Annotated in this window: 15 protein-coding genes and 1 pseudogene; 10 read left to right on the forward strand and 6 right to left on the reverse strand. The window is 57.1% G+C overall.

Annotated features, from left to right (window positions below; all coding sequences use genetic code 11):
• Positions 1-42 precede the first annotated feature (42 nt).
• Positions 43-1143 carry a sodium-potassium/proton antiporter ChaA gene (gene chaA, locus AC07P6_RS12465; protein WP_110274192.1) on the reverse strand — a complete coding sequence of 367 codons (1101 nt, stop codon included), beginning with the start codon at positions 1141-1143 and terminating at the stop codon, positions 43-45.
• Between the two features lie 264 nt (positions 1144-1407).
• Here chaA and chaB point away from each other — a divergent pair, with 264 nt between their 5' ends.
• On the forward strand, positions 1408-1638 hold the full coding sequence (gene chaB / locus AC07P6_RS12470; RefSeq protein ID WP_112213375.1) for a putative cation transport regulator ChaB: 231 nt from the start codon (positions 1408-1410) through the stop codon (positions 1636-1638).
• 150 nt (positions 1639-1788) lie between these two features.
• Complete coding sequence (locus AC07P6_RS12475; RefSeq protein WP_181485863.1) at positions 1789-2469, forward strand: gamma-glutamylcyclotransferase; 681 nt, start codon at positions 1789-1791, stop codon at positions 2467-2469.
• Positions 2470-2503: 34 nt separating this feature from the next.
• Here the strand turns inward: AC07P6_RS12475 and AC07P6_RS12480 are convergent, their stop codons facing one another.
• Positions 2504-2746, reverse strand: a complete 243-nt coding sequence (locus AC07P6_RS12480) for a DUF1883 domain-containing protein (protein ID WP_110274189.1) — start codon at positions 2744-2746, stop codon at positions 2504-2506.
• A gap of 239 nt (positions 2747-2985) precedes the next feature.
• Positions 2986-3339 carry a DsrE/DsrF/TusD sulfur relay family protein gene (locus AC07P6_RS12485; RefSeq protein ID WP_478316475.1) on the reverse strand — a complete coding sequence of 118 codons (354 nt, stop codon included), beginning with the start codon at positions 3337-3339 and terminating at the stop codon, positions 2986-2988.
• Positions 3340-3407: 68 nt separating this feature from the next.
• Here AC07P6_RS12485 and nasR point away from each other — a divergent pair, with 68 nt between their 5' ends.
• The 7 genes and pseudogenes from nasR to AC07P6_RS12520 all read left to right on the forward strand — a co-directional run bounded on the left by nasR (position 3408) and on the right by AC07P6_RS12520 (position 15948).
• A complete protein-coding gene (gene nasR / locus AC07P6_RS12490) occupies positions 3408-4598 on the forward strand; it encodes a nitrate regulatory protein NasR (protein WP_478316476.1) in 1191 nt (396 codons plus the stop codon).
• Between the two features lie 246 nt (positions 4599-4844).
• Positions 4845-6101, forward strand: coding sequence for a CmpA/NrtA family ABC transporter substrate-binding protein (locus AC07P6_RS12495; protein ID WP_434662982.1), 1257 nt, complete (start codon positions 4845-4847; stop codon positions 6099-6101).
• 1 nt (position 6102) lies between these two features.
• Positions 6103-6987: pseudogene (gene ntrB / locus AC07P6_RS12500) on the forward strand (nitrate ABC transporter permease).
• Between the two features lie 10 nt (positions 6988-6997).
• On the forward strand, positions 6998-7786 hold the full coding sequence (locus AC07P6_RS12505; RefSeq protein WP_182239449.1) for an ABC transporter ATP-binding protein: 789 nt from the start codon (positions 6998-7000) through the stop codon (positions 7784-7786).
• A gap of 10 nt (positions 7787-7796) precedes the next feature.
• On the forward strand, positions 7797-11867 hold the full coding sequence (gene nirB, locus AC07P6_RS12510; RefSeq protein WP_478316477.1) for a nitrite reductase large subunit NirB: 4071 nt from the start codon (positions 7797-7799) through the stop codon (positions 11865-11867).
• Positions 11867-14467, forward strand: a complete 2601-nt coding sequence (locus tag AC07P6_RS12515; protein WP_478316478.1) for a nitrate reductase — start codon at positions 11867-11869, stop codon at positions 14465-14467. The genes nirB and AC07P6_RS12515 overlap by 1 nt, the downstream gene beginning before the upstream one ends.
• Before the next feature lie 161 nt (positions 14468-14628).
• Positions 14629-15948, forward strand: coding sequence for a YchO/YchP family invasin (locus tag AC07P6_RS12520; RefSeq protein WP_478316479.1), 1320 nt, complete (start codon positions 14629-14631; stop codon positions 15946-15948).
• Here the strand turns inward: AC07P6_RS12520 and narL are convergent.
• Both narL and narX read right to left on the reverse strand, forming a co-directional pair.
• Positions 15945-16595: a two-component system response regulator NarL gene (gene narL / locus AC07P6_RS12525; protein WP_110274181.1), complete on the reverse strand. Its 651-nt coding sequence runs from the start codon at positions 16593-16595 to the stop codon at positions 15945-15947. The two genes, AC07P6_RS12520 and narL, sit on opposite strands and share 4 nt — an antisense overlap.
• 10 nt (positions 16596-16605) lie before the next feature.
• On the reverse strand, positions 16606-18384 hold the full coding sequence (gene narX / locus AC07P6_RS12530) for a nitrate/nitrite two-component system sensor histidine kinase NarX (protein ID WP_182239441.1): 1779 nt from the start codon (positions 18382-18384) through the stop codon (positions 16606-16608).
• A 310-nt stretch (positions 18385-18694) separates the two neighbouring features.
• Between narX and AC07P6_RS12535 the strand changes: the two genes are divergently transcribed.
• Positions 18695-20083 carry a NarK family nitrate/nitrite MFS transporter gene (locus AC07P6_RS12535; protein WP_182239439.1) on the forward strand — a complete coding sequence of 463 codons (1389 nt, stop codon included), beginning with the start codon at positions 18695-18697 and terminating at the stop codon, positions 20081-20083.
• Here the strand turns inward: AC07P6_RS12535 and AC07P6_RS12540 are convergent.
• Positions 20062-22473: a patatin-like phospholipase family protein gene (locus tag AC07P6_RS12540; protein WP_478316481.1), complete on the reverse strand. Its 2412-nt coding sequence runs from the start codon at positions 22471-22473 to the stop codon at positions 20062-20064. The genes AC07P6_RS12535 and AC07P6_RS12540 overlap by 22 nt on opposite strands.
• Between the last annotated feature and the right edge of the window lie 138 nt (positions 22474-22611).

Raw genomic sequence — 22611 nt, forward strand, 5'->3', positions numbered from 1 at the left:
GCTTTTTTATGTCCCCAGCAAGCTTACGCAGCCGGGGGAGAGTCAGGCAAAAATAGTCATCAGGTAGGCGGCAAATAGCGCCAGGTGCGCCGCGCCGTTGAGTACATTGGTGCGCCCGGTAGAGAAGGAAATATGGCATAGCACCAACGAGGCGACCATCACCACCATCTCCGGCGCGCCAAGGCCAAAGAGTAGATCGTTACCGGTGAGTATAGCGATTAACGTCACCACCGGAACCGTCAGGGAAATCGTTGCCAGCACCGAACCGAAGAACAGGTTCATCGCCCGCTGAACCTGGTTGTTCAGTACCGCTTTTAGCGCACCAAGGCCTTCCGGGGAGAGGATCAGCAGGGCGACCAGGAAGCCGGTAAAGGCCACAGGCGCGTTCATGCTGGTCAGCAGAGTCTCCAGTGGATTGGCGTTCATTTTGGTGACGGCGATAACCGCAACCAGATGTACCAGCAGCCAGGCGGTATGCCACTTGCTGCTATGCGCAGACGGCTTGCCATGATGCGGGTCGTCGTCGTCGCTGTCATCTTCGTGCTCGTAAATAAACAGGCTCTGGTGGGTTTTGGTCTGAATCAGCAGAAATACACCATACATCCCAGCAGATATCAGCGCGACCAGCAGCGCCTGTCCAGTGGTGAAGTTGGCCCCCGGTAGCGCCATCGGGAAAACCAGCACGATAATTGCCAGTGGGAACAGGGCAATTAAGTACTGTTTGATGCCGAACAGATTCATATATTGGGTGGCAAATTTACGCCCACCAAGAAGTAGTGAAAAGCCCACCAGACCGCCGGTGACGATCATAATGATCGAATAAAGCGTGTCACGCATCAGGGTTGGCGCGGCGTCGCCGGTGGCCATTAATGCGGAAATCAGGCTAACTTCGAGAATAACCACCGAGAGGCTCAAAATTAACGAGCCATAGGGTTCGCCAAGGCGATGCGCCAGAACGTCGGCGTGGCGTACTACGCTAAATGCGCTGCTCAGAATCCCGACCAGCGCCAGAATATTTATTGCAATGACCACTGGCAGTGACTGGCTGCTTCCCAGAAAAAACAGCACCGCCAGCGCCAGAACCGGAAAGGCGAGGGTGGTCTCCTTGTGGCGGGTTTTTACCGCCTCATGTGCTTCGGTCATGAATTATCTCCAGGTGTGCAGGTGTTATAATTATAGATAGCGTAAGTTAATAAAATAACAGACATTGATGAAAGTAATTTGTTTTTTTACTTAAATTTACCACTCCTGGCTGATAAAGGTGTTAGATTGCCATAAGATGCGATTACTATGGTTTTGTATCTATTATTCAGATAATTACTAAAATTCCTTTCTCATTTATCCTCGCCTTGCCAACCAGAAAATCACCTTCCAGACTTAATGTTCATACGCAATCTGGAGGTTATCATGCCTTATCGCAGCAAAAGTGAATTACCCGAGAGCGTTCAGCACGTCCTGCCCGCACATGCCCAGGAGATCTATAAAGAAGCGTTTAACAGCGCTTGGGATCAGTACAAACACAAAGAAGACCGACGAGATGACGCCAGCCGTGAAGAAACGGCGCATAAAGTCGCCTGGGCGGCGGTAAAAAATGATTATGAAAAAGGCGACGATGATAAGTGGCATAAGAAGAAATAATCACTTTTACTGCGTAATCTGCTGCCTGAGCCCTTGCCCACCGGGCGTTCATTGCTTATTGTCAAATAAAGCTGGATAATAATTCGGCAATATTTCATGGATGGCATCAGATAATCGCCGGGAAGCGGGCAGTGGTGGAGGTAGTAGAAAGTGTTAACTCGTGATTTCTTACTGAATGCGGATTGTAAAACAGCGTTTGGCGCTATTGAGGAATCGCTTCTCTGGTCGGCAGAGCAACGGGCAGCCTCTTTGGCTGCGACCCTGGCCTGTCGTCCGGACGATGGCTCGGTATGGATCTTTGGCTATGGTTCCCTGATGTGGAACCCGGCGCTTGAATACAGTGAATCCTGTACCGGCACGCTGCCTGGCTGGCACCGCGCGTTTTGCCTGCGGCTCACCGCCGGGCGCGGTAGCGCAAATCAGCCGGGTCGTATGTTGGCCCTGAAAGAGGGCGGACGCACGACTGGCGTAGCCTACCGCCTGCCTGATGAAACTCTGGAAGAAGAGCTGACGCTCCTGTGGAAGCGGGAAATGATCACCGGCTGCTATCTGCCGACCTGGTGCAAACTGGAGCTGGACGATGGACGCACCGTGAACGCGCTGGTGTTTATTATGGACCCGCGCCATCCGCTGTTTGAGGCGGATACCAGCGCCCAGGTGATTGCGCCGCTGATAGCACGCGCTAGCGGGCCGCTTGGCACCAATGCCCAGTATCTGTTCTCCCTTGAGCAGGAGCTGTGCAAGCTCGGCATGCACGATGACTGCCTTGATGACCTGGTCAGCAAGGTGCGTAATCTGCTTGGGGATAATAGCCAGCCGGGGCTGGCTTAAGAATGAAGCGCCCGGGGAAACCGGGCGTTTGCTATCAGGCGGGAACGTAGCTGATTGAGTGCTCCAGCGACTGGCTGTGGCTGTCGATGAGAACGTTCCAGGTACCATTGTAAGGTACGGTCAGATACGCGCTATCTCTGTCCTGCACACTCAGAATATCCGCATGACTATCGCCAGGAACTTTGGCGCTCATCAGGTGAATGTGGCAGCGTTCGGAACAACGCACCACCAACGTATCACCACCAAACAACGTTAAACTTGCTTTTACCATTGCCATTTAATCTCAACCCCGTTTCTGTCTACAGCGTCCTGCCTGCCCATTTCCACGCGTGATATGGTTCACACTTTGGTCTATGCATAACACCAAAGGGGAGGGATGCAGATGCTGATTTTGATCAACAAAAGGAGTAAAGATTAAACAAAAATGACGTTGTTCCTGAAAGCATTCAGCTGGCATTGTTTTTCCATCAAAAAACGCCGCCAGCCTGATATTTAATCCCGTTTAAAAGAGATTCTTCAGAAGGTCAGGACTTTATCCGCCGCCAGCGTCCACTGCGCCAGTTCAACAAGCGTACCAATCTCCACGCCGTCAATCAGCGGCAACGTGCTGATTCCCCGGCCATCGGCGCAGGTCTTACACAGCTTCACAGGCACGTTTTGCGCGGTGAGGATCTCCAGCATCTGCTGAATGTTGTAGCCTTCCGCCGGTTTCTGGCCGCGCAGACCGGCGGTGACCGCATCAGACATTAAAAATAGCTTGAGTTCGAGTTCGGATTGCTGCTCACGCAGGGCGATAGCCAGACGCAGGCTGTTGAACAGGGATTCGCTGCCGTAGGCGGCACCGTTAGAGATAATCACAACACGTTGCATAAGGACTCCTTCTATAAGGCACGGTTATTGCTTGGCTGAAGTATAAAGCGTTAACCCGGGAGAGGGGTATGAATAATATGGCTGGCAATGCGCCCGAGGCGGGCGACTGGTTTGCACGTGCGCGTCGATTGCAGAGACAGCAGTTGCATCAGCTGGCGCAGCAGGGGGAACTGGCAAGTCAAATCAGTGCTCTGGTGCATATGCTTCAGTGTGAGCGAGGTGCGTCAAACATCTGGTTGTGCTCGGGAGGCCGACTTTACGCCGCGGAGTGCCGGGCGGGAGCGGCGCTGGTGGATGAGCAATTAACGCTATTCTATGCGGCGCTTGACCCAGCCCGCAGCTCAGCCAGCAGCGCGCTGTGCTGGCGTATCGCCAGCGCGGTCTGGTACTTGACGCAGTTAACGGTCCTACGCGAGCGCGTGCGCGGTCAGAAAATTGCCGCCGAGGAGGCGACGGGGCAATTTAGCCTTATCATCCGCCATCTGTTGAATATTGTCCCGCAGCTCAATGACAGCATCGACGATCCGCAAATCGCCGGACGTATGGTGGCACTCTACAGCTTTATGCAGGGGAAAGAGCTGGCCGGGCAGGAGCGTGCGCTGGGCGCGCTGGGCTTTGCTCGCGGGCAGTTTAGCGATGAACTGCGCCAGCAGCTGGTGGACCGTATTGACGGTCAGCAGCCCTGCTTTGACAGCTTCCTGGCCCTGGCTCATCCCCCGCAAACGACCCTGTTTGCTGAACAGTGTCAGGCCAGCCTGGAAATAGAACAGCTGCGGCGTATTGCCTGTACTCGCCAACCTCCTGCGGATGATGGCGAAACGGCATTGCGCTGGTTTTGCGCCCAGACTCAGCGCCTGGAGCAGCTGCGCGGAGTGGAAGAGCTGCTGATTGTTGACCTGCTTAACGCGACCGACGCCCTGCTGGAAGAAGAACAGGCCCCGCCAACTGACTGGCAGGATGCGGATATCAGCGATAGCGTCTCCCATCGGCTGGATAAACAGCTGCTGCCGCTGGTTCGTCAGCAGGCCCACGAACTGCAACAGCTCTCCGGACAACTGGCGTCGTTAAAGGATGCGCTGGAAGAGCGCAAGCTGATTGAAAAAGCCAAAAGCGTGCTGATGGCACATCAGGGAATGCAGGAGGAGCAGGCCTGGCAGACGCTGCGCAAAATGGCGATGGACAAAAATCAGCGCATGGTGGAGATAGCCCGAGCGCTGCTGACGGTGAAGTCGTTATGGCAATTAACCCCAAAGGAGTAGATGCACAATCAGTGGGCATTTACTGCCAGCCGACGGTGCAATATTGCTGCGAGCCGAACGGCTGACGTGGTGAAAAGGGCGGAAAATGGCCCTGTGCAAATCTGGCATCGGCTTTGCATTAAATAAAACGAGTGAATAAAAGTTTTGGGCAACGGGCCAATGGCGGTGCGTGTGTCCATGGATAAAGGCGTCCTGCAGTGCGTAAGCATTGCCGGGCGCTTTTTTTTGCGCGTTTCTGGAGCGGTTATGGGCGATAAGTTTTCGATTTCACGGCGGCGTTTATTACAGGCGGGGGCCGCGCTGGGCGGCGCGATGCTGCTGCCCGGTATGATGCAGGCGGCGTGGGCGGCAGGTTCGGATAAGCCGGAACAGACCACCGTGCGGGTGGGTTTTATTCCGCTGACCGACTGTGCGCCCTTAGCCATTGCCTCCCTGAAGGGGTTTGATAAAAAGCACGGCATTACCCTCGTGCCGAGCAAAGAGGCCAGTTGGGCGGCGGTGCGCGACAAGCTGGTCGCCGGAGAGCTGGATGCGGCGCACATTCTGTACGGCATGCTCTACGGCCTCGAGCTGGGTATCGCCAGTAAACCGCAGGCGATGGCTAACCTGATGACTCTTAACCGCAACGGCCAGGCCATTACCCTCTCCAGCGAACTGCAGGAGAAGGGCGTCACCGACCTTAGCGGGCTAAAAAAACTGATCGGCCAGAGCGCGCCGGGCAGCTACACCTTCGCGCATACCTTCCCCACCGGCACCCACGCGATGTGGCTCTACTACTGGCTGGCAAGCGGCGGAATTAATCCCTTTGAGGATGTGCGCACCGTGGTAGTGCCGCCGCCGCAAATGGTGATGAATATGCGCATCGGCAATATGAGCGGTTTCTGCGTCGGCGAGCCGTGGAACGCCCGCGCCATTAACGATCGCATCGGCTTTACCGCTGCTACCTCGCAGGATATCTGGCCGGAACATCCGGAAAAAATTCTCGGTACACGCAGCGAATGGGTTGAGCGCAATCCCAACACCGCGCGCGCGCTGGTGGCGGCGGTGATGGAGGCTCAGCGCTGGATTGAAGCCTCGGCGGATAACACCCGTGAAACGGCACGGATCCTCGCTAAGCGCGCATGGCTGAACACTAAAGAGCAGTACCTCACCGGACGCATGCTCGGCGAATACGACAACGGTATCGGTCGCCGCTGGCAGGATGCGCACCCGATGCGCTTCTACGCGCAGGGTGAAGTGAGCTTCCCGTGGCTCTCGGACGGTATGTGGTTTTTGACCCAGTTTCGCCGTTGGGGATTGCTGAAGTCGGCGCCGGATTACCTGGCGGTGGCCCAGCGCATAAATCGTATTGACGTCTGGAAAGAGGCCGCACAGGCGGTGGGTGGTATTAGCACACCAACGCAACTGATGCGCAGCAGCACGTTGCTGGACGGCAAAGTCTGGAATGGGGTCGACCCGGAAGGTTACGCCCGTAGTTTCGCGATTCAACGTAAGGGGGCATGAGATGAAGCACGCATATAAAACGCAACCGCAGGCCAGCGCTGAAAAAGCGCCCGGCGAAGTGATTACTTTGCCGCCGGTGCAGGTGCGCAAAAATACGCCTCCCGTCAGCCGCTGGCTGCGTGATACGACCCAGCGCCTGCTGCCGCCGCTGCTCGGGCTGGGGTTATTACTGTTGGGCTGGCAGCTGGCGGCGATGAACAGCAAAGGTTTCCCGACCCCGCTTAGCACCCTGGATTCGGCGTTGACCATTTTTGCCGATCCGTTCTATCAGGACGGACCGAACGACATGGGCATTGGCTGGAACGTGCTGGCGTCATTGCAGCGCGTGGCGGTGGGGTTTGGCCTCGCCGCGCTGGCGGGTATTCCGCTGGGCTTCCTGATTGGCCGCTCGGTATTCTTCGCCCGCATGTTTAACCCGCTGATTGCGCTGCTGCGTCCGGTCAGTCCGCTGGCCTGGCTGCCTATCGGTCTGCTGCTGTTCCAGAAGGCGGAACCGGCCTCGAGCTGGACCATTTTTATCTGCTCTATCTGGCCGATGGTGATCAACACCGCCGAGGGCGTGCGCCGCATCCCCGAGGACTATCTCAACGTGGCCCGCGTGCTGCAGCTTTCCGAATGGACGGTGATGCGCAAGATCCTCTTTCCGGCGGTATTACCCGCGGTGCTGACCGGGGTTCGTCTCTCCATCGGCATCGCCTGGCTGGTGATCGTCGCCGCTGAAATGCTCACCGGCGGCTTAGGGATCGGTTTCTGGATCTGGAACGAGTAGAACAACCTCAACGTAGAAAACATCATCATCGCCATCGTCATCATCGGCGTGGTCGGGTTACTGCTGGAACAAGGGCTGATGCTGCTTGCCCGTCGTTTTAGCTGGCAGGAAAAATAAGGAGCCGCAAATGAAACCATTAATTCAGGTCCAGGCCGTCAGCCAGCGCTTTAACACCGCCAGCGGCGAATTCCTCGCATTGCAGAATGTCTCCTTCGACATCTACGAAGGAGAAACCATTAGCCTGATTGGCCACTCCGGCTGCGGCAAATCAACCCTGCTCAATCTGATTGCCGGGATCACCCTGCCGACGGAAGGCGGCCTGCTGTGCGACAACCGTGAAATCGCCGGGCCAGGGCCGGAACGCGCGGTGGTGTTCCAGAACCACTCCCTGCTGCCGTGGTTAACCTGCTTCGATAACGTGGCGCTGGCGGTGGATCAGGTCTTTCGTCGCAGCATGAGCAAAGCCGAACGCAAAGAGTGGATTGAGCACAACCTCGAGCGCGTGCAGATGGGGCACGCCCTGCATAAGCGTCCGGGGGAAATTTCCGGCGGCATGAAGCAGCGCGTCGGCATCGCCCGGGCGCTGGCAATGAAGCCGAAAGTGCTGCTGCTGGATGAACCCTTTGGCGCACTCGATGCCCTGACCCGGGCGCATTTACAGGACGCGGTAATGCAGATCCAGCAGTCGCTGAACACCACTATCGTGATGATTACCCATGACGTTGATGAAGCGGTGCTGCTTTCCGACCGGGTACTGATGATGACCAACGGCCCGGCGGCGACGGTTGGGGAGATCCTTGATGTGAACCTGCCTCGCCCACGTAACCGCGTGCAGTTGGCGGACGACAGCCGCTATCACCATCTGCGCCAGCAGATCCTGCATTTCCTCTATGAAAAACAGCCGAAAGCGGCATAGGGAGGCGGCGATGAAGCGGCAACTGGTGATTATCGGCAACGGCATGGCGGCGACTCGCCTGGCGCAGGCGCTGGTAGAGCGCGATGCGCAGCGGTTTAGCATCACGATTATTGGTGATGAACCGTGCCAGGCCTACAACCGTATTCAGCTGTCGCCGGTGCTTGGTGGGGAGAAAACGGCACCCGAGACGCAACTGCTGTCTGAGGAGTGGTACCAGCAGCATGACGTCACGGTACGTGCAGGTGAGTCGGTAACGGCGGTGGATATTCAGGCCCGCACTCTACAAACTACCGACGGAAAACTTTACTGGGATGAGCTGGTATTTGCCACAGGATCGCTGCCGTTTATGCCGCCGCTGCCGGGTATTGAGCTGCCGCACGTTTTTGCTTTTCGCACTCTGGCGGACGTTGAGGGCATTCTGGCAATCAACGGTCCGGCGGTGGTGATTGGCGGCGGGGTGCTCGGCGTCGAAGCGGCCGCCGCGCTACGACGTTATGGTGACAGTGTCACTTTGTTGCATCGCGGGCGCTGGTTGATGGAGCAACAGACCGATGCTTTTGCCGGTGAACAGCTGCAAATACAGCTCGCCGAGCGTGGCATCCGCTGTGTGATGGAGAGCCGCATCGCCGCCATTAATGAACGCGAAGTGCTGCTGGAAGATGGCCGCGCCTTTGCCGCCTCGCGGGTGGTTCTGGCGACCGGCGTGCAGCCCAACAAACTGCTGGCCGAGCGCAGCGGGCTGGCGTGTGGTCGCGGAATTATCGTCGACAGTCAGCTGGCCACCGCGCAGCCGGGCGTCAGCGCCATTGGTGAATGCTGCGAAATTGATGGTCAGACCTGGGGACTGGTGGCGCCGTGCCTGCGCCAGGCCGAGGTGCTGGCCGATCGTCTGTGCGGTCATCCCGGAGAAGATTTTCACTGGCAGGATAGCGGCACGCGCCTGAAAGTTACCGGTATCGAGTTATTCAGCGCCGGTGAACTGCGGGCTGATGAACAGGATGAAATTTGTACCAGCTGGGATCCGCTGGACCGCCACTACCGTCGCCTGCTGCTGCGCGACGGCAAGCTGCGCGGCGTCGTGTTGCTGGGCGATTGCGCCAGCGCCGCGCCGCTCACCGCCCTGCTGGGGGCGCATGCGCCCGCACCGGCAGACTGGCTCTTTGATCCTTCTTCAACGATGCAGCCGCGCGCTGCGGGACAAACTACAATGACAAAACCTACTTTAGTGCTGGTCGGACACGGCATGGTCGGCCACCATTTTCTTGAGCAATGCGTCAGCCGTAACCTTCATCAGCAATACCGGATTGTGGTGTTCTGCGAAGAGCGCTATGCCGCCTACGATCGGGTACATCTGTCGGAATATTTCGCCGGACGCAGCGCCGAATCGCTGTCGTTGGTGGAAGGGGACTTCTTCGCTCAGTACGGCATTGAACTGCGTTTGCGGGAATCGGTCACCAGCATTGACCGTGAAGCGCGGGTGGTGCGCGATGCTCAGGGCCACGAAACGCATTGGGATAAGCTGGTGCTGGCAACGGGCTCTTATCCGTTTGTTCCGCCAGTCTCTGGCAATGATCTCGAAGGCTGCTTTGTCTACCGTACGCTTGACGATCTGGACCAGATTGCCGCTCGCGCGGCTAACGCCAGCCGTGGGGTGGTGATCGGCGGCGGCCTGCTCGGGCTGGAAGCGGCTAATGCGCTCAAGCAACTGGGACTGGAAACGCACGTTGTGGAATTTGCGCCAAACCTGATGGCGGTACAGCTGGATAACGGCGGCGCGGCGATGCTGCGCGAGAAAATCAGCGAACTGGGCGTTGGGGTGCACACCAGCAAGGCGACGACGGAAATTGTCGAGCATGAGCAGGGACTGATGCTGAACTTCGCCGATGGCGGCTCGCTGAAGACCGATATGGTGGTGTTCTCCGCGGGTATCCGCCCGCAGGACGCGCTGGCCCGCAGCAGCGAGCTGAAAATTGGCGAACGCGGCGGGATTTGCATCGACAACCAGTGCCGCACCTCCGATCCGGATGTGCTGGCAATTGGCGAGTGCGCCCTGTGGGAGAACAAAATTTATGGTCTGGTGGCCCCCGGCTATCAGATGGCGCGCGCCGCCGCGGCGACCCTGGCGGGCGAAGAGGCCAGCTTCACTGGGGCCGATATGAGCACCAAGCTGAAGCTGCTGGGCGTCGATGTGGCCTCTTTCGGCGACGCTCAGGGACGCACGCCGGGCTGCCAGAGCTACCAGTGGACCCACGGGCCGGAGCAAATCTACAAAAAAATCGTGGTCAGTCAGGATGGTAAAACCCTGCTCGGCGGCGTACTGGTCGGCGATGCTGGCGATTATTCCACGCTGCTTCAGATGATGCTCAACGGCATGGCATTGCCCACGCGCCCGGAAAGTTTGATTCTTCCGGCGCTGGAGGGCAGCGCGCCGAAAGCGCTCGGCGTAGCGGCATTGCCGGACAGCGCACAGATTTGCTCCTGTCACAACGTCAGTAAGGGCGATATCTGCCAGGCGGTAAGCGGCGGTGCGGGCGACATGGCGGCGATCAAGAGCTGCACTAAAGCGGCAACTGGCTGCGGTGGCTGTAGCGCGCTGGTGAAACAGGTGATGGAGTACCAGCTTGCCGAGCAGGGTGTTGAAGTCAAAAAAGATGTCTGCGAGCACTTTCCGTGGTCGCGTCAGGAGATCTTCCACCTGGTGCGCGTCAACCATATTCGCACCTTCGAACAGCTGATTAGCCGCTACGGTCAGGGTCACGGTTGCGAAATCTGTAAACCGCTGGTGGCTTCGGTGCTGGCCTCCTGCTGGAACGAATATCTGTTGAAACCAGCGCATCTGCCGCTGCAGGATACTAACGATCGCTACTTCGCCAATATCCAGAAAGACGGTACCTATTCGGTGGTGCCGCGCATGGCGGCGGGGGAAGTGACGCCGGATGGGCTGATTGCGATCGGCCAGATTGCCAAACACTATCAGCTGTATAGCAAAGTGACCGGCGGCCAGCGTATCGACCTGTTCGGCGCGCGCCTGGAGCAGCTTCCGGCGATCTGGCGCGAGCTGGCGGAGGCGGGCTTTGAAACCGGTCACGCCTACGGCAAATCCCTGCGCACGGTGAAATCCTGCGTCGGGTCGACCTGGTGCCGTTACGGCGTGCAGGATTCCACCGGCCTGGCGGTCACCCTCGAACACCGCTACAAAGGGTTGCGCGCACCGCACAAAATTAAAATGGCGGTCTCTGGCTGCACCCGCGAATGCGCGGAAGCTCAGGGGAAGGATATCGGCGTTATCGCCACCGAAAAGGGCTGGAATCTATACGTTTGCGGCAACGGCGGCATGAAGCCGCGTCATGCCGACCTGTTCGCCAGCGACCTTGATGAAGACACGCTTATTCGCACCGTTGACCGCCTGCTGATGTTTTATATCCGTACCGCCGACCGCCTGCAGCGCACCAGTTCCTGGATGGATAACCTTGAGGGCGGAGTCGACTATCTGCGAGAAGTTGTCCTTGAAGACAGTCTCGGGATTGGCGAAGAGCTGGAGCAGGAGATGGCGCGGGTGGTGGACAGCTACCAGTGCGAATGGCAAACCACCCTTAACGATCCGCAGCGGCTGGCGCTGTTCCGCTCGTTCGTTAATAGTGATGAGCCGGACGAAGCGGTACAGCGACACACCTTGCGCGGTCAGCCGCAGCTGGCCCCGATCGCTGCGCTGGCTGAACCGACGCTGCCGTCCCGTCCGTGGCAGGTCATTTGCGATCTTGAGGCCATTCCGCCGCAGGCGGGCATTGGTGCGCGGCTCGGCGAACGGCAGATTGCGCTATTCCGCTTTGGCGATCAGGTCTACGCCCTCGATAACCTGGAACCGGGCAGCGAGGCCAACGTGCTGTCGCGCGGGCTGCTTGGCGATGCGGGCGGCGAACCGATTGTGATTTCGCCGTTGTACAAGCAGCGTATCCGCCTGCGCGACGGTCGCCAGTGCGACGGCAGCGAACAGGCGGTGCGCGCCTGGCCGGTGAAAATTGAGAACGGCAAGGTGTGGGTTGGCAACCAGCAGCTGCTTGTTCGCGCGGAGGCCTCCTGATGACGGAAACCCGAACCACGTGCCCCTATTGCGGGGTCGGCTGTGGCGTTATCGCCAGCGTGGAAACGAACGGTCAGGTGATCGTGCGCGGCGACGAGCGGCACCCGGCGAACTTTGGTCGCCTGTGCGTTAAGGGCGCGGCGCTGGGGGAAACCGTCGGTCTGCAGGGAAGAATGTTGTTCCCTGAAGTCGATGGCGAACGCGCCTCGTGGCCGCAGGCGCTGGCGGCGGCGGGTTCACGCCTGCGGGAAATCATCGACCAGTACGGGCCGCAGGCGGTGGCGTTCTACGCTTCCGGACAGTTGCTGACCGAGGATTACTACGCCGCCAACAAGCTAATGAAGGGCTTTATCGGCTGCGCGAATATCGACACTAACTCACGGCTGTGTATGTCTTCGGCGGTCACTGGCTATAAACGTGCGCTGGGGGCGGACGTAGTGCCGTGCAGTTATGAAGATGTGGAAAACAGCGATCTGGTGGTGTTAGTCGGCTCGAACGCCGCCTGGGCGCATCCGGTGCTTTATCAGCGACTGGTGCAGGCGAAGCGCGATAATCCGCAGATGCGGGTGGTGGTGATTGACCCGCGTCGTACTGCCACCTGCGATATTGCAGATGTACATCTGGCGCTGGCCCCCGGCAGCGACGGCGGGCTGTTTGTCGGCCTGCTTAACGCGATTGCTGACAGCGGCGACATTGCCGACGATTTCAGCGATGCGCAGCAGGCACTGACGCTCGCGCAGGAGTGGAGCATCGAAAAAGTGGCGCAGTTCTGCGGTTTGCCGCAGCAGCAGGTCGCCGATTTCTATCGCCAGTTTATTGCCGCACCGCGCGCCATCACGCTCTATACGATGGGCATTAACCAATCCGCCAGCGGCAGCGATAAATGCAACGCCATTATTAACGCTCACCTGGCGAGCGGAAAATATGGGCGTCCGGGCTGCGGGCCGTTTTCGCTGACCGGTCAACCCAACGCGATGGGCGGGCGCGAGGTCGGTGGGCTGGCGACCATGCTGGCGGCGCATATGAACTTTGAAGCCGACGATTTACAGCGCCTGGCGCGATTCTGGGGCACTGAACGGCTGGCGCAAACACCAGGGCTGACGGCGGTGGATCTGTTTGCCGCCATTGGTCGAGGTGAAGTTAAAGCGGTGTGGATTATGGGCACCAATCCGGTAGTATCGCTGCCGGATAGTCATGCGGTGAGCGAAGCTCTGGCGGCCTGCCCGCTGGTGATTGTCTCGGATGTGGTTGCCGATACCGATACCGGACGCTTCGCCCATATTCGTTTTCCGGCGCTGGCGTGGGGAGAGAAGAACGGCACCGTGACCAACTCCGAGCGGCGGATCTCTCGCCAGCGCGCGTTTCTGCCGTCGCCTGGGGAGGCGAAAGCCGACTGGTGGATCGTTGCTCGCGTGGCGCAAGAGCTGGGCTTTGGCCCCGCCTTTGCCTGGCAGCATTCTCATGACGTATTCAACGAGCACGCCGCGCTGTCGGGTTTTGAAAATAACGGCCAGCGGGCGTTTGATATCGGCGGGCTGGCGAACCTCAGCCTTGAAGCCTGGGATGCGCTGGAACCTGTGCGTTGGCCAGTGAGTCGCAGCCCAGCAGCATGGAGTTTGCACAAGGGATGGCACCGGGATGGCAAGCTGCGCATGGTGCCCGTCGCCCCTCAACCGACCCGGGCGGCAACCGATGCGTTTTATCCGCTAATCCTCAACAGCGGGCGGATCCGCGATCAGTGGCACACCATGACCCGCACCGGCTCGGTGCCCAGGCTGATGCAGCATATCGCCGAACCGGTGGTGGAGGTGGCAGCAGAAGATGCGCAGCGTTATCACCTGCTGGAAGGTGAATTAGCGCGGGTCCGCTCACCGAATGGGGTGATGGTAGCAAAAGTGATTATCAGCGATGGGCAGCGCCCCGGTTCGCTGTTCGTGCCAATGCACTGGAATAATCAATTTGCTCGCCAGGGAAGGGTGAATAACCTGCTGATGGCGATCACCGACCCCCACTCCGGGCAGCCGGAGAGTAAACAGGTGGCGGTAGCAATTGCCGCCTGGCTTCCAGCCTGGAAAGGTGAACTCTTTTCCCGCCAGCCGGTTCCAATACCCGTTTCGTTGCACTGGCGACGGCGGGCCGCGCAGGGCATAAGCCATCTTTCTCTCGCCGGGGATATCAGCCCTCGCCGGTGGCTGACCGACTGGTGTCAGCAGCAGGGATGGCAAATGCAGGTCGCCGAGGGCGGCAAGGTCTGGAACCTGCTGGCGTGGCAGGACGGAGAGCTGATGCTTGGCTGGTGGAGCGATGTCCGTGAACCGGTGATTGACGCCGAGTGGATTAACGCCGCGTTTCGTACCCCGCCGCAGGATGCTGCTCAGCGCCACGCGCTATTGAGCGGCAGAAAGGGCAGCGATACGGTGCCGCGCGGGCGTATTATCTGTAGCTGCTTTAGCGTGGGCGAGCGGGCGATAAACGAAGCCATCGCCAGCGGCTGCCGGACGCCTGCAGCGCTGGGCGCACAACTAAAATGCGGCACCAACTGCGGCTCCTGTATCCCGGAGCTTAAGGCGCTGCTGGCGGAAAATCTAACGCAAGCCTGAGATTCAGTATATTCCTGGAATCATGCTGAAGGCTGCGAGGGATGGCAAAAAACGATAAACTTACGTTTTACTGCCATCCTTCCTGAGTAGACGTAACCGATTTGAGCTCTTTGTCGTTCCGCGTAACCCCGTATTTGCCTCTTCTCCTGCTGCTGACAGGTATGCCCGCCCGCGCATTGCAGGATAACCAGGCGTTCTCCCGGCCTCCTGATACGCTACCCGATCTCGGTATGGCGCCTCAGGTTGATGATGACGCCAGGCATTTTGCCGAAATGGCGAAAAAATTTGGCGAAGCCAGTATGAGCGATAACGGTCTGACAACCAGCGAACAGGCGCGAGTATTCGCCATCGGCAAGCTGGGGAATGAGGTCAGCCACCAACTGGAAAACTGGCTCTCGCCGTGGGGCAACGCCAATGTCGATCTGCTGGTCGATAAAGAGGGGCAATTTACCGGTAGTAAAGGAAGCTGGTTTGTCCCGTTACAGGATAACGGCGACTATCTCACCTGGAACCAGTACTCGGTCACGCAGCGGGATAACGGGCTGGTGGGCAATATTGGCCTTGGTCAGCGCTGGCGGATGGGCTCCTGGCTGCTGGGCTATAACTCGTTCTATGACAAAGTCCTGGATGATCGCCTGGCGCGCGGCAGCGTTGGAGCTGAGGCCTGGGGGGAATCGATGCGTCTGTCGGCGAACTACTATCAACCGCTCAGCGGCTGGCAGCAAAGGAGTAGCGTGACCCAGCAGCAGCGTATGGCCAGCGGCTACGATGTGACCGCCCAGGCGCGGCTGCCGTTTTATCAGCATATTAATACCAGCGTCAGCGTGGAGCAGTATTTTGGCGATAACGTTGACCTGTTCCACTCGGGTACCGGTTATCACAATCCAGTGGCGGTGTCGGTGGGGCTGAATTACACCCCCGTTCCGCTGGTGACGGTGACGGCTAAACATAAACAAGGCGAGAGCGGCGTCAGCCAAAACGATGTGGGATTGAAGCTCAACTATCGCTTTGGCGTACCGTTAAAACAGCAACTGGCGGCCGATGAAGTGGCGGTAAGCCGTTCGCTGCGCGGCAGTCGTTACGATAGCCCGGAACGCGATAATCTGCCGGTGGTTGAATATCGTCAGCGCAAAATCTTGTCAGTGTATCTGGCGACGCCGCCGTGGGATCTTCAGCCGGGGGAAACGGTGCAGCTGAAACTGCAAATTCGCAGCCTGCACGGGATAAAGTCGCTGAGCTGGCAGGGCGATGCTCAGGCGCTAAGCCTGACGCCGCCGATAGAGGCAAACGGTCCGGATGGTTGGAGCATCATTATGCCGCGTTGGAACAGTGACGCCGGGGCGAGCAATCGCTGGCATCTTTCGCTGGTGGTAGAGGATAAAACGGGTCAGCGCGTCTCATCCAATGAGATCGCACTGGCGCTGACCGAGCCGCTGGTGAGCTTACCGGCCGAGGGCGTTTCCTGGCAGCATATGCCCTAGAATACGCGCTCCTGATGAACCCAAACCGCCGCTTCCACGCGTGATTTCAGCTTCATTTTCTTCAGCATATGCTTGACGTGCACTTTTACGGTGCTTTCGGTGATATCCAGACGGCGGGCGATCATTTTGTTCGGCAGGCCCTGGGCAATCAGCTTGAGAATGTCGCGCTCGCGCGGGGTAAGCTGGCTGATGTCGCGATCGGACGTGGCGCGGTTGGCACGCAGGCTGGCTGCCAGCACCGGGGTTAATGCTTCGCTGAGCACCATTTCGCCCGCTGCCGCCTGTTGCAGCGCTTTCAGCAGATCTTCCGGTTCCATATCTTTCAGCAGGTAACCATCGGCACCGCGTTTCAGGGCGGTAACCACATCTTCTTCATGATTCGACACGCTAAACACCACCACCCGACCTGAGAGCGATTTTTCGCGCAGCTTGTCGAGGGTTTCAAGGCCGTTCATGCCCGGCATATTGAGATCCAGCAGAATCAAATCTGGATCCAGCGACTCCGCCAGGGCGATACCTTGTTCGCCATTGCTGGCCTCGCCGATAACCTGGATATCCGGGGCCATGCTGACGAGCTGTTTGACGCCGGTGCGCAACATCGGGTGATCGTCAATGAGAAGGATGGTTGCCCGTTCCTGTTGACTCATAGGGTTCTCCTTATTGGATTGAAAACGATTTTTCAGGGATAAAAGTGACGACCACTTCCGTGCCGCCGGTTTCCCGACGCCGCACCTGGCAGTCTCCGCGCAAGCTCTGGGCGCGATCGCGCATGATAATTAAGCCGTAATGGTTACTGCGCTCCGCGTGGTCCGGCACGCCGCGGCCGTTATCGGCTACCACCAGTCGGACCTGATTATCCCGCAGCGTTACGGTAACGCTGACGTCCGTCGCATTGGCATGCTTCAGGGCGTTGCTCAGCGCCTCGCGGGCGATTTGCAGCAGGTGGATTGCCTGGTGCGAGGGAACAAAACGCGGCGGCAACTGGTAGTCCAGGCGTACCGTAAAGCCGAAATGAGCGCTGTATTCCTGGCAGCTGGCTTCCAGCGCCGGGCGCAGACCGGTTTCGGTTAACTGTAGACGGAAGGTTGTTAGCAGTTCGCGCAGTTGCGCCCATGAAGTATTGAGTTCATTACGAATTTGCCCCAGCAGCTGACGGCTGGCATCCGGCAGGTCTTCGCCCTGCATCTGCAGGCAGCTGACCTGCATTTTCATGCACGAGAGCGACTGGGCAATGGAGTCGTGGAGCTCGCGGGCGATAGTGGCTCGCTCTTCCATCACGATAAGCTGCTGCTGGCGCTCCTGATGATGGTCGAGCGCGAGGGTGCCGGTGAGCTGTTCCACAAGGGTATCAACCAGTTGCTGTTGATCGTGGCTTAGATGCCGACCAACGGGCAGAGTGGCCAGCAGAATTCCGTACTGATTATGGGCGTCCGACAGTCGCCATTTCAATGTGGTTCCGGCATCGGGCAGCGGCGGCAGATCGCGCGGACACAGGTAGCAACCTTTGTCATCGCACTGAATATCGGAGTGGCAGGCGAACTCCTGGTGGTTGTCTTCATCTTCAAGATCATAAACCCGAACTTCAATATCACGCAGCAGAGTTAACCCTTGCAAACCGTTGAGCACCGGCGAGATGCGCTCACAGAGCGGGGCGTTGGAGTGCAGGCGGCGATTGGCTTGCCACAGGAAGGCGAGGATTTCATTTTTCTGCTCCAGCCCGGCGGTTTTTTCCTGCACCCGGCGTTCGAGCACCGAATAGCTCTCGGCGAGCTCTTCGGACATGTTGTTTAGCGCCATACCGAGCGTCGCCATCTCATCGCGCCCGTTAATCTGGGTACGCTGGGTAAAATCGCGTTGGCTCACCGCGCGGGCCATATCCAGCAGCTGTTTCCAGGGGCGTAACAAACGTGCGCGTAGCCAAATAATGGTAAACACCAGCAGCAGCGCCATAATGACCGCCATGATTCGCTGGATCCAGACGACGTGTTTTATCCGCTCCTCGGTGGTGTGATCGAAAGCGGTGACAAGCTGGTCGATGCGGTCAACGAAGCCGGCGACATCCGTGGCTACCGTAGCCTGATTTTGTGCCTTACGCATACCGGGTGCGAGCTCCAGTTGCCAGTAATGTTGCAGAGCCTGGAGCTGTTCTTGCTGATCGTCATGGCGAGCGGCGTACTGGAGTTCCGGACTAAAGACGGTGGCGGTCATTTCATCCAGCAGCTTTTGATCGCTTTCACGTAACGGGATGGCTGCCAGCAGTCGATAGCTCTGCATGCGCAGCGAACCGGCTTTATTAATAGCGTGCGCGCTGCCCTGAACGCCGTGCACCAGGCGAGAGGAGATAGCCATTCCGGCGACACCTATCACTGTGGCCAATAGAACGATTAACACGAGTTGATTAACCAGCGTTAGCGGCGTAAAAAGACGTTTCAACATGAGGTATGTGCTCCTGACCGGCAAATCATCCGGGAGTGGCGCTTATTCTCGGACATCCCCTGGAGTATACCCATACCCCTAAAGGATTACCCCTTAATTGTCAGTCATTGATGAGTTGGTGGCAGGGGTAGGGGTAAAGACAGCAGTCGCGTGAAAAACCACACTTTTTTGCGCAGAAATAGCTACTCACTTCGGGTGATGATTTTTTTTTAGCCAAATTAACGCCCACTTTTCCTTTGATTTATATCAACTTACCGCAGGCTGTAACCCATAAGGTAGCCAGGGTTAATACGAATAATCAGAGGTGTCTATGAGTCACTCTTCAATCCCGGAGAAGACTAACAGCTCAGTCATTACCGACTGGCGTCCTGAAGATCCTGAATTTTGGCAGCAGCGCGGTCATCGCGTCGCCAGCCGCAATCTGTGGATCTCCGTTCCATGTCTTTTACTGGCATTCTGCGTCTGGATGTTATTCAGCGCCGTCGCCGTCAACCTGAATAAAGTGGGCTTTCAGTTCACCACCGACCAGCTATTTATGCTGACCGCGCTGCCGGCGCTGTCCGGCGCGCTTTTGCGCGTACCTTATGCGTTTATGGTCCCACTGTTCGGCGGGCGTCGCTGGACTGCATTCAGTACCGGGATCATGATCGTACCCTGCGTATGGTTAGGTTTCGCGGTGCAGGACACCTCTACTCCGTTCAGCATTTTCGTGATTATTTCGCTGCTGTGCGGCTTCGCCGGGGCTAACTTTGCTTCCAGTATGGCGAACATCAGCTTCTTCTTCCCGAAACAGAAACAGGGCGGCGCGCTGGGCATCAACGGCGGCCTCGGCAATATGGGCGTCAGCGTGATGCAGCTGGTTGCTCCTCTGGTGGTATCTCTGTCTATTTTCGCCGTCTTTGGCGGAACCGGTAGCGAACAGCCGGATGGTTCGATGCTGTATCTGGAAAATGCGGCGTGGGTTTGGGTACCGTTCCTGATCATCTTCACCCTGGCCGCGTGGTTCTTTATGAACGACCTGTCGGCATCGAAAGCTTCCCTGAGCGAGCAGCTGCCGGTACTTAAGCGCGCGCATCTGTGGATTATGGCGCTGCTGTATCTTGCCACCTTCGGCTCGTTCATCGGCTTCTCGGCGGGCTTCGCCATGCTGTCGAAGACCCAGTTCCCAGATGTACAGATCCTGCACTACGCGTTCTTTGGGCCGTTTATTGGTGCGCTGGCGCGTTCTACCGGCGGGGCGATCTCTGACCGTCTGGGCGGGACTCGCGTGACTCTGGTGAACTTCGTGGTGATGGCTATCTTCTGCGGCCTGCTGTTCCTGACGCTGCCAACGAACGGTGTGGGGGGTAACTTTATCGCCTTCTTTGCGGTGTTTATGGTGCTGTTCCTGACCGCCGGTCTGGGTAGTGCTTCAACCTTCCAGATGATCTCGCTGATCTTCCGTAAAATGACCATGGAACGCGTGAAGGCGCAGGGCGGTAGCGAAGCGCAGGCAATGCGCGAAGCGGCCACCGATACGGCGGCGGCGCTGGGCTTTATCTCCGCGATTGGCGCTATCGGCGGGTTCTTTATTCCGAAAGCGTTCGGTATCTCGCTGGATCTGACCGGTTCCCCGGCCGGAGCGATGAAAATCTTCCTGGTGTTCTATATCGCCTGCGTGGTAATTACCTGGGCGGTTTACGGGCGCAAGCAAAAATAATTTTTCTTTCTGGAGAGGGCGCAACAGAGTTGCGCCTTTTTTATAACGAATAAATGCTGCTCGGAAATAACGCTTCCGGCGAGGAATCCCAACTGGTGGTAGGCCTCCCACTGGGCCTCATCGAAAAATTGATCGCCCGTTGTTTGCTGTGGAAACGTGTCATTTCGTCCGGCGTAGCTGGCAGTGGCAAGATCCATCCCCGGCAATAAATGCGGTTTAATAATGAGTAATTGTCCGGTTTTTTTCGCAAAGCCATTGATCTCTGGATAATGAACGATCGCCTGGAGTAAGGCTGGAGAAGGTTGTTTTACTTTTAATACCGATTGCGAGGTATAGTCGCTGTTAATAGGGGTTTTAAACACAATATCAATTGCCATATCGATTTTGGCTTTACGTACCAGGTTCTCAAGATCGTCGAATAAAAAATGAGGGTCGGCACCACAATCCGCGACGACAATTGAATCTAACCTGCGTTTCAGCAATGGGTAAACGGCCGTATTTTCAAAATGACCGCCATCCGTCAAATACCATTTCTCATTGCTCAATCCGGGGAAGCGGGCGAACATTTCGGCAAAAAGATAGGTTAAATGCGTGTGCGGCCATTGCAATCCAGGTGCACTTTTTTTGCGCTTCGCCTGTCGACTGGGAGAGAGGTTTTTTGACCAAAAACCCAGCCTACCACCCACTAAATAGATCATAAATGCCAGGCCTGGCGATGTCTTTGAACCCATGCCCGTTGAGACCGCTGCGCCGGAAATAGCAAGCCACTGTGATAGCGTGGTGTCATTGAGGTTCTCCGGGGACTCAGGAAACTGGGTACCGGTTTCAACGCCAAACGAACTGACCGTCAGGGCAATGCCTTTTCGGTCAGCATTATAGTTGTCGCTGCGATCGTCGATGGTCTGGTTAATACAGCTGGTGATTAAATGAATCGGACCGCCGTAGTTGTGCGGCGCGTAATTCTCCATTGCCACATCATCGCCCGCCACCGTGGTGGTGATTTTTTCAATTGCATCCATCGCGCCAGGTAACTTGTCATCCAATGGGTTTTGTGGGAAACGCGGTTTGGTCGCTTTATTTTGTTTATGGGGATAGTTTCCTGTTGAGACCCAGGCGCGTTCGATACGCGCCCGATACAGATTATGTAGTGAGCTGAGATTAAGAAACGCAATAAAGCGAAGCTGTTTACCTAATAGCCACAGAATAAGTAATGCCGTCAGTGCAGTCATCAAAGGTAAATATTTAAACCCGGCCAGAGGAACGTTCAAAACCGTTGAAATCTCGATCAGCGCAGCGCAGACCGTTGTCAGACAAAAAAGCATCAGTAGATAGCCTGCGATGTTTCCGGCAAGCATAAGATTAAACGAGATTCGCTTACTACCGGCTGAAATTCGCGAGAAGAGCCAGTTGATAAGCTGGGTTTCTTTTAGCAGGCGAACTGCCGCTATGCTTAACGGACTGGAAATCAACATTATGCTGGTATTTGGGCCATGAAAGAGCGAAAACCACAGTAAAAATCCCGCTCGGTTAAGTCCCCATAAGGCGGCGAGGAGGGTGATAATCAGTAGATCCCAGGTGAGAGCCTGAGTTAAGGCCAGGCGAAATGCCGCTAAGTCTTTTATCTGCCGAAAGATATGCACCCAGGGAGCCATACAAATAAGCCAGATCAGCAGTGAAAGTCCCCAGGGGACAGGGCTCCAAAAGAGAAAGACCAGGCACAGCAGAATGCTGATGCCCAGCCCAAGGAGAAGCCAGTCCTGGTGTTGACGAAAATACCAATAGGTAATTGCCAACCATGCCGCAAGGGCTGCGGGGATCGCCACCAGGAGGGGAAAATGTTTAAGATCTGGAGGAAGCAGAAGTTGTAATTGCAAGGCCAGGCCTGCGCAGATAATGCAGAGTAAGGTGACAAAAAATAGCGAGGCGAAAAATGAGCGGAGAATCTGGCCGAAAGAAAGCGCAATATCTCGTGTCCCCGCAGGAGTGAGATAGCGGCCGTTATTGCGTAGCCATCCCAACAGCAGTGAATTGTCTTTTCCTAAACCCGCTTCGACAGCAAGTGGAGAGATCCCTTTCTGATAGCAACGTCCCAGCATTCCCCCCGTATATCCTCCGCCGGAGACCGTTGAGAGATAGTCAAACTTGTGCAGTAGTTTGTTTTTCGCCAGTGCCCTTAGCAACCCGAGGCTAAACATCGCACTGCGGATGCCGCCACCGGAAAGCGCCAGACCATAAATCCCGGCGCACGGTTTTAATTCTGGCTCGTCACCATGAGGTGCGGCGGCGTCCGATTGCTTCTCTGGCCGGAGTAATTTGCGGCGGACATTAATCGCCTTTTGCTCATTAGCGGGTAATGCATTGAATTTCAATCGAGTATTTTCATTGCACATGGGGATACCATCGAGGGGGGTTAGCGAGACGGTATTTGTAGTGTAGCCAGCCGGGAATCAATGGTGAGGATATATTTTAACGCTTGGGTAAAAGCGGATACCACCTAATAACTGGTTAAGAGTTCATGAAGAGGTAAA

Source organism: Klebsiella sp. GFKo11 (assembly GCF_056490265.1).

What these genes read in the sequence shown, in the direction of transcription:
- AC07P6_RS12480 (WP_110274189.1), bottom strand. Translation starts at nt 2,746, where the DNA reads ATGGCAATGGTAAAAGCAAGTTTAACGTTGTTTGGTGGTGATACGTTG.
- AC07P6_RS12540 (WP_478316481.1), bottom strand. Translation starts at nt 22,473, where the DNA reads ATGTGCAATGAAAATACTCGATTGAAATTCAATGCATTACCCGCTAAT.
- narX (WP_182239441.1), bottom strand. Translation starts at nt 18,384, where the DNA reads ATGTTGAAACGTCTTTTTACGCCGCTAACGCTGGTTAATCAACTCGTG.
- AC07P6_RS12495 (WP_434662982.1), top strand. Translation starts at nt 4,845, where the DNA reads ATGGGCGATAAGTTTTCGATTTCACGGCGGCGTTTATTACAGGCGGGG.
- nirB (WP_478316477.1), top strand. Translation starts at nt 7,797, where the DNA reads ATGAAGCGGCAACTGGTGATTATCGGCAACGGCATGGCGGCGACTCGC.
- nasR (WP_478316476.1), top strand. Translation starts at nt 3,408, where the DNA reads ATGAATAATATGGCTGGCAATGCGCCCGAGGCGGGCGACTGGTTTGCA.
- AC07P6_RS12535 (WP_182239439.1), top strand. Translation starts at nt 18,695, where the DNA reads ATGAGTCACTCTTCAATCCCGGAGAAGACTAACAGCTCAGTCATTACC.
- AC07P6_RS12515 (WP_478316478.1), top strand. Translation starts at nt 11,867, where the DNA reads ATGACGGAAACCCGAACCACGTGCCCCTATTGCGGGGTCGGCTGTGGC.
- AC07P6_RS12485 (WP_478316475.1), bottom strand. Translation starts at nt 3,339, where the DNA reads ATGCAACGTGTTGTGATTATCTCTAACGGTGCCGCCTACGGCAGCGAA.
- chaA (WP_110274192.1), bottom strand. Translation starts at nt 1,143, where the DNA reads ATGACCGAAGCACATGAGGCGGTAAAAACCCGCCACAAGGAGACCACC.
- narL (WP_110274181.1), bottom strand. Translation starts at nt 16,595, where the DNA reads ATGAGTCAACAGGAACGGGCAACCATCCTTCTCATTGACGATCACCCG.
- AC07P6_RS12520 (WP_478316479.1), top strand. Translation starts at nt 14,629, where the DNA reads ATGCCCGCCCGCGCATTGCAGGATAACCAGGCGTTCTCCCGGCCTCCT.
- AC07P6_RS12505 (WP_182239449.1), top strand. Translation starts at nt 6,998, where the DNA reads ATGAAACCATTAATTCAGGTCCAGGCCGTCAGCCAGCGCTTTAACACC.
- chaB (WP_112213375.1), top strand. Translation starts at nt 1,408, where the DNA reads ATGCCTTATCGCAGCAAAAGTGAATTACCCGAGAGCGTTCAGCACGTC.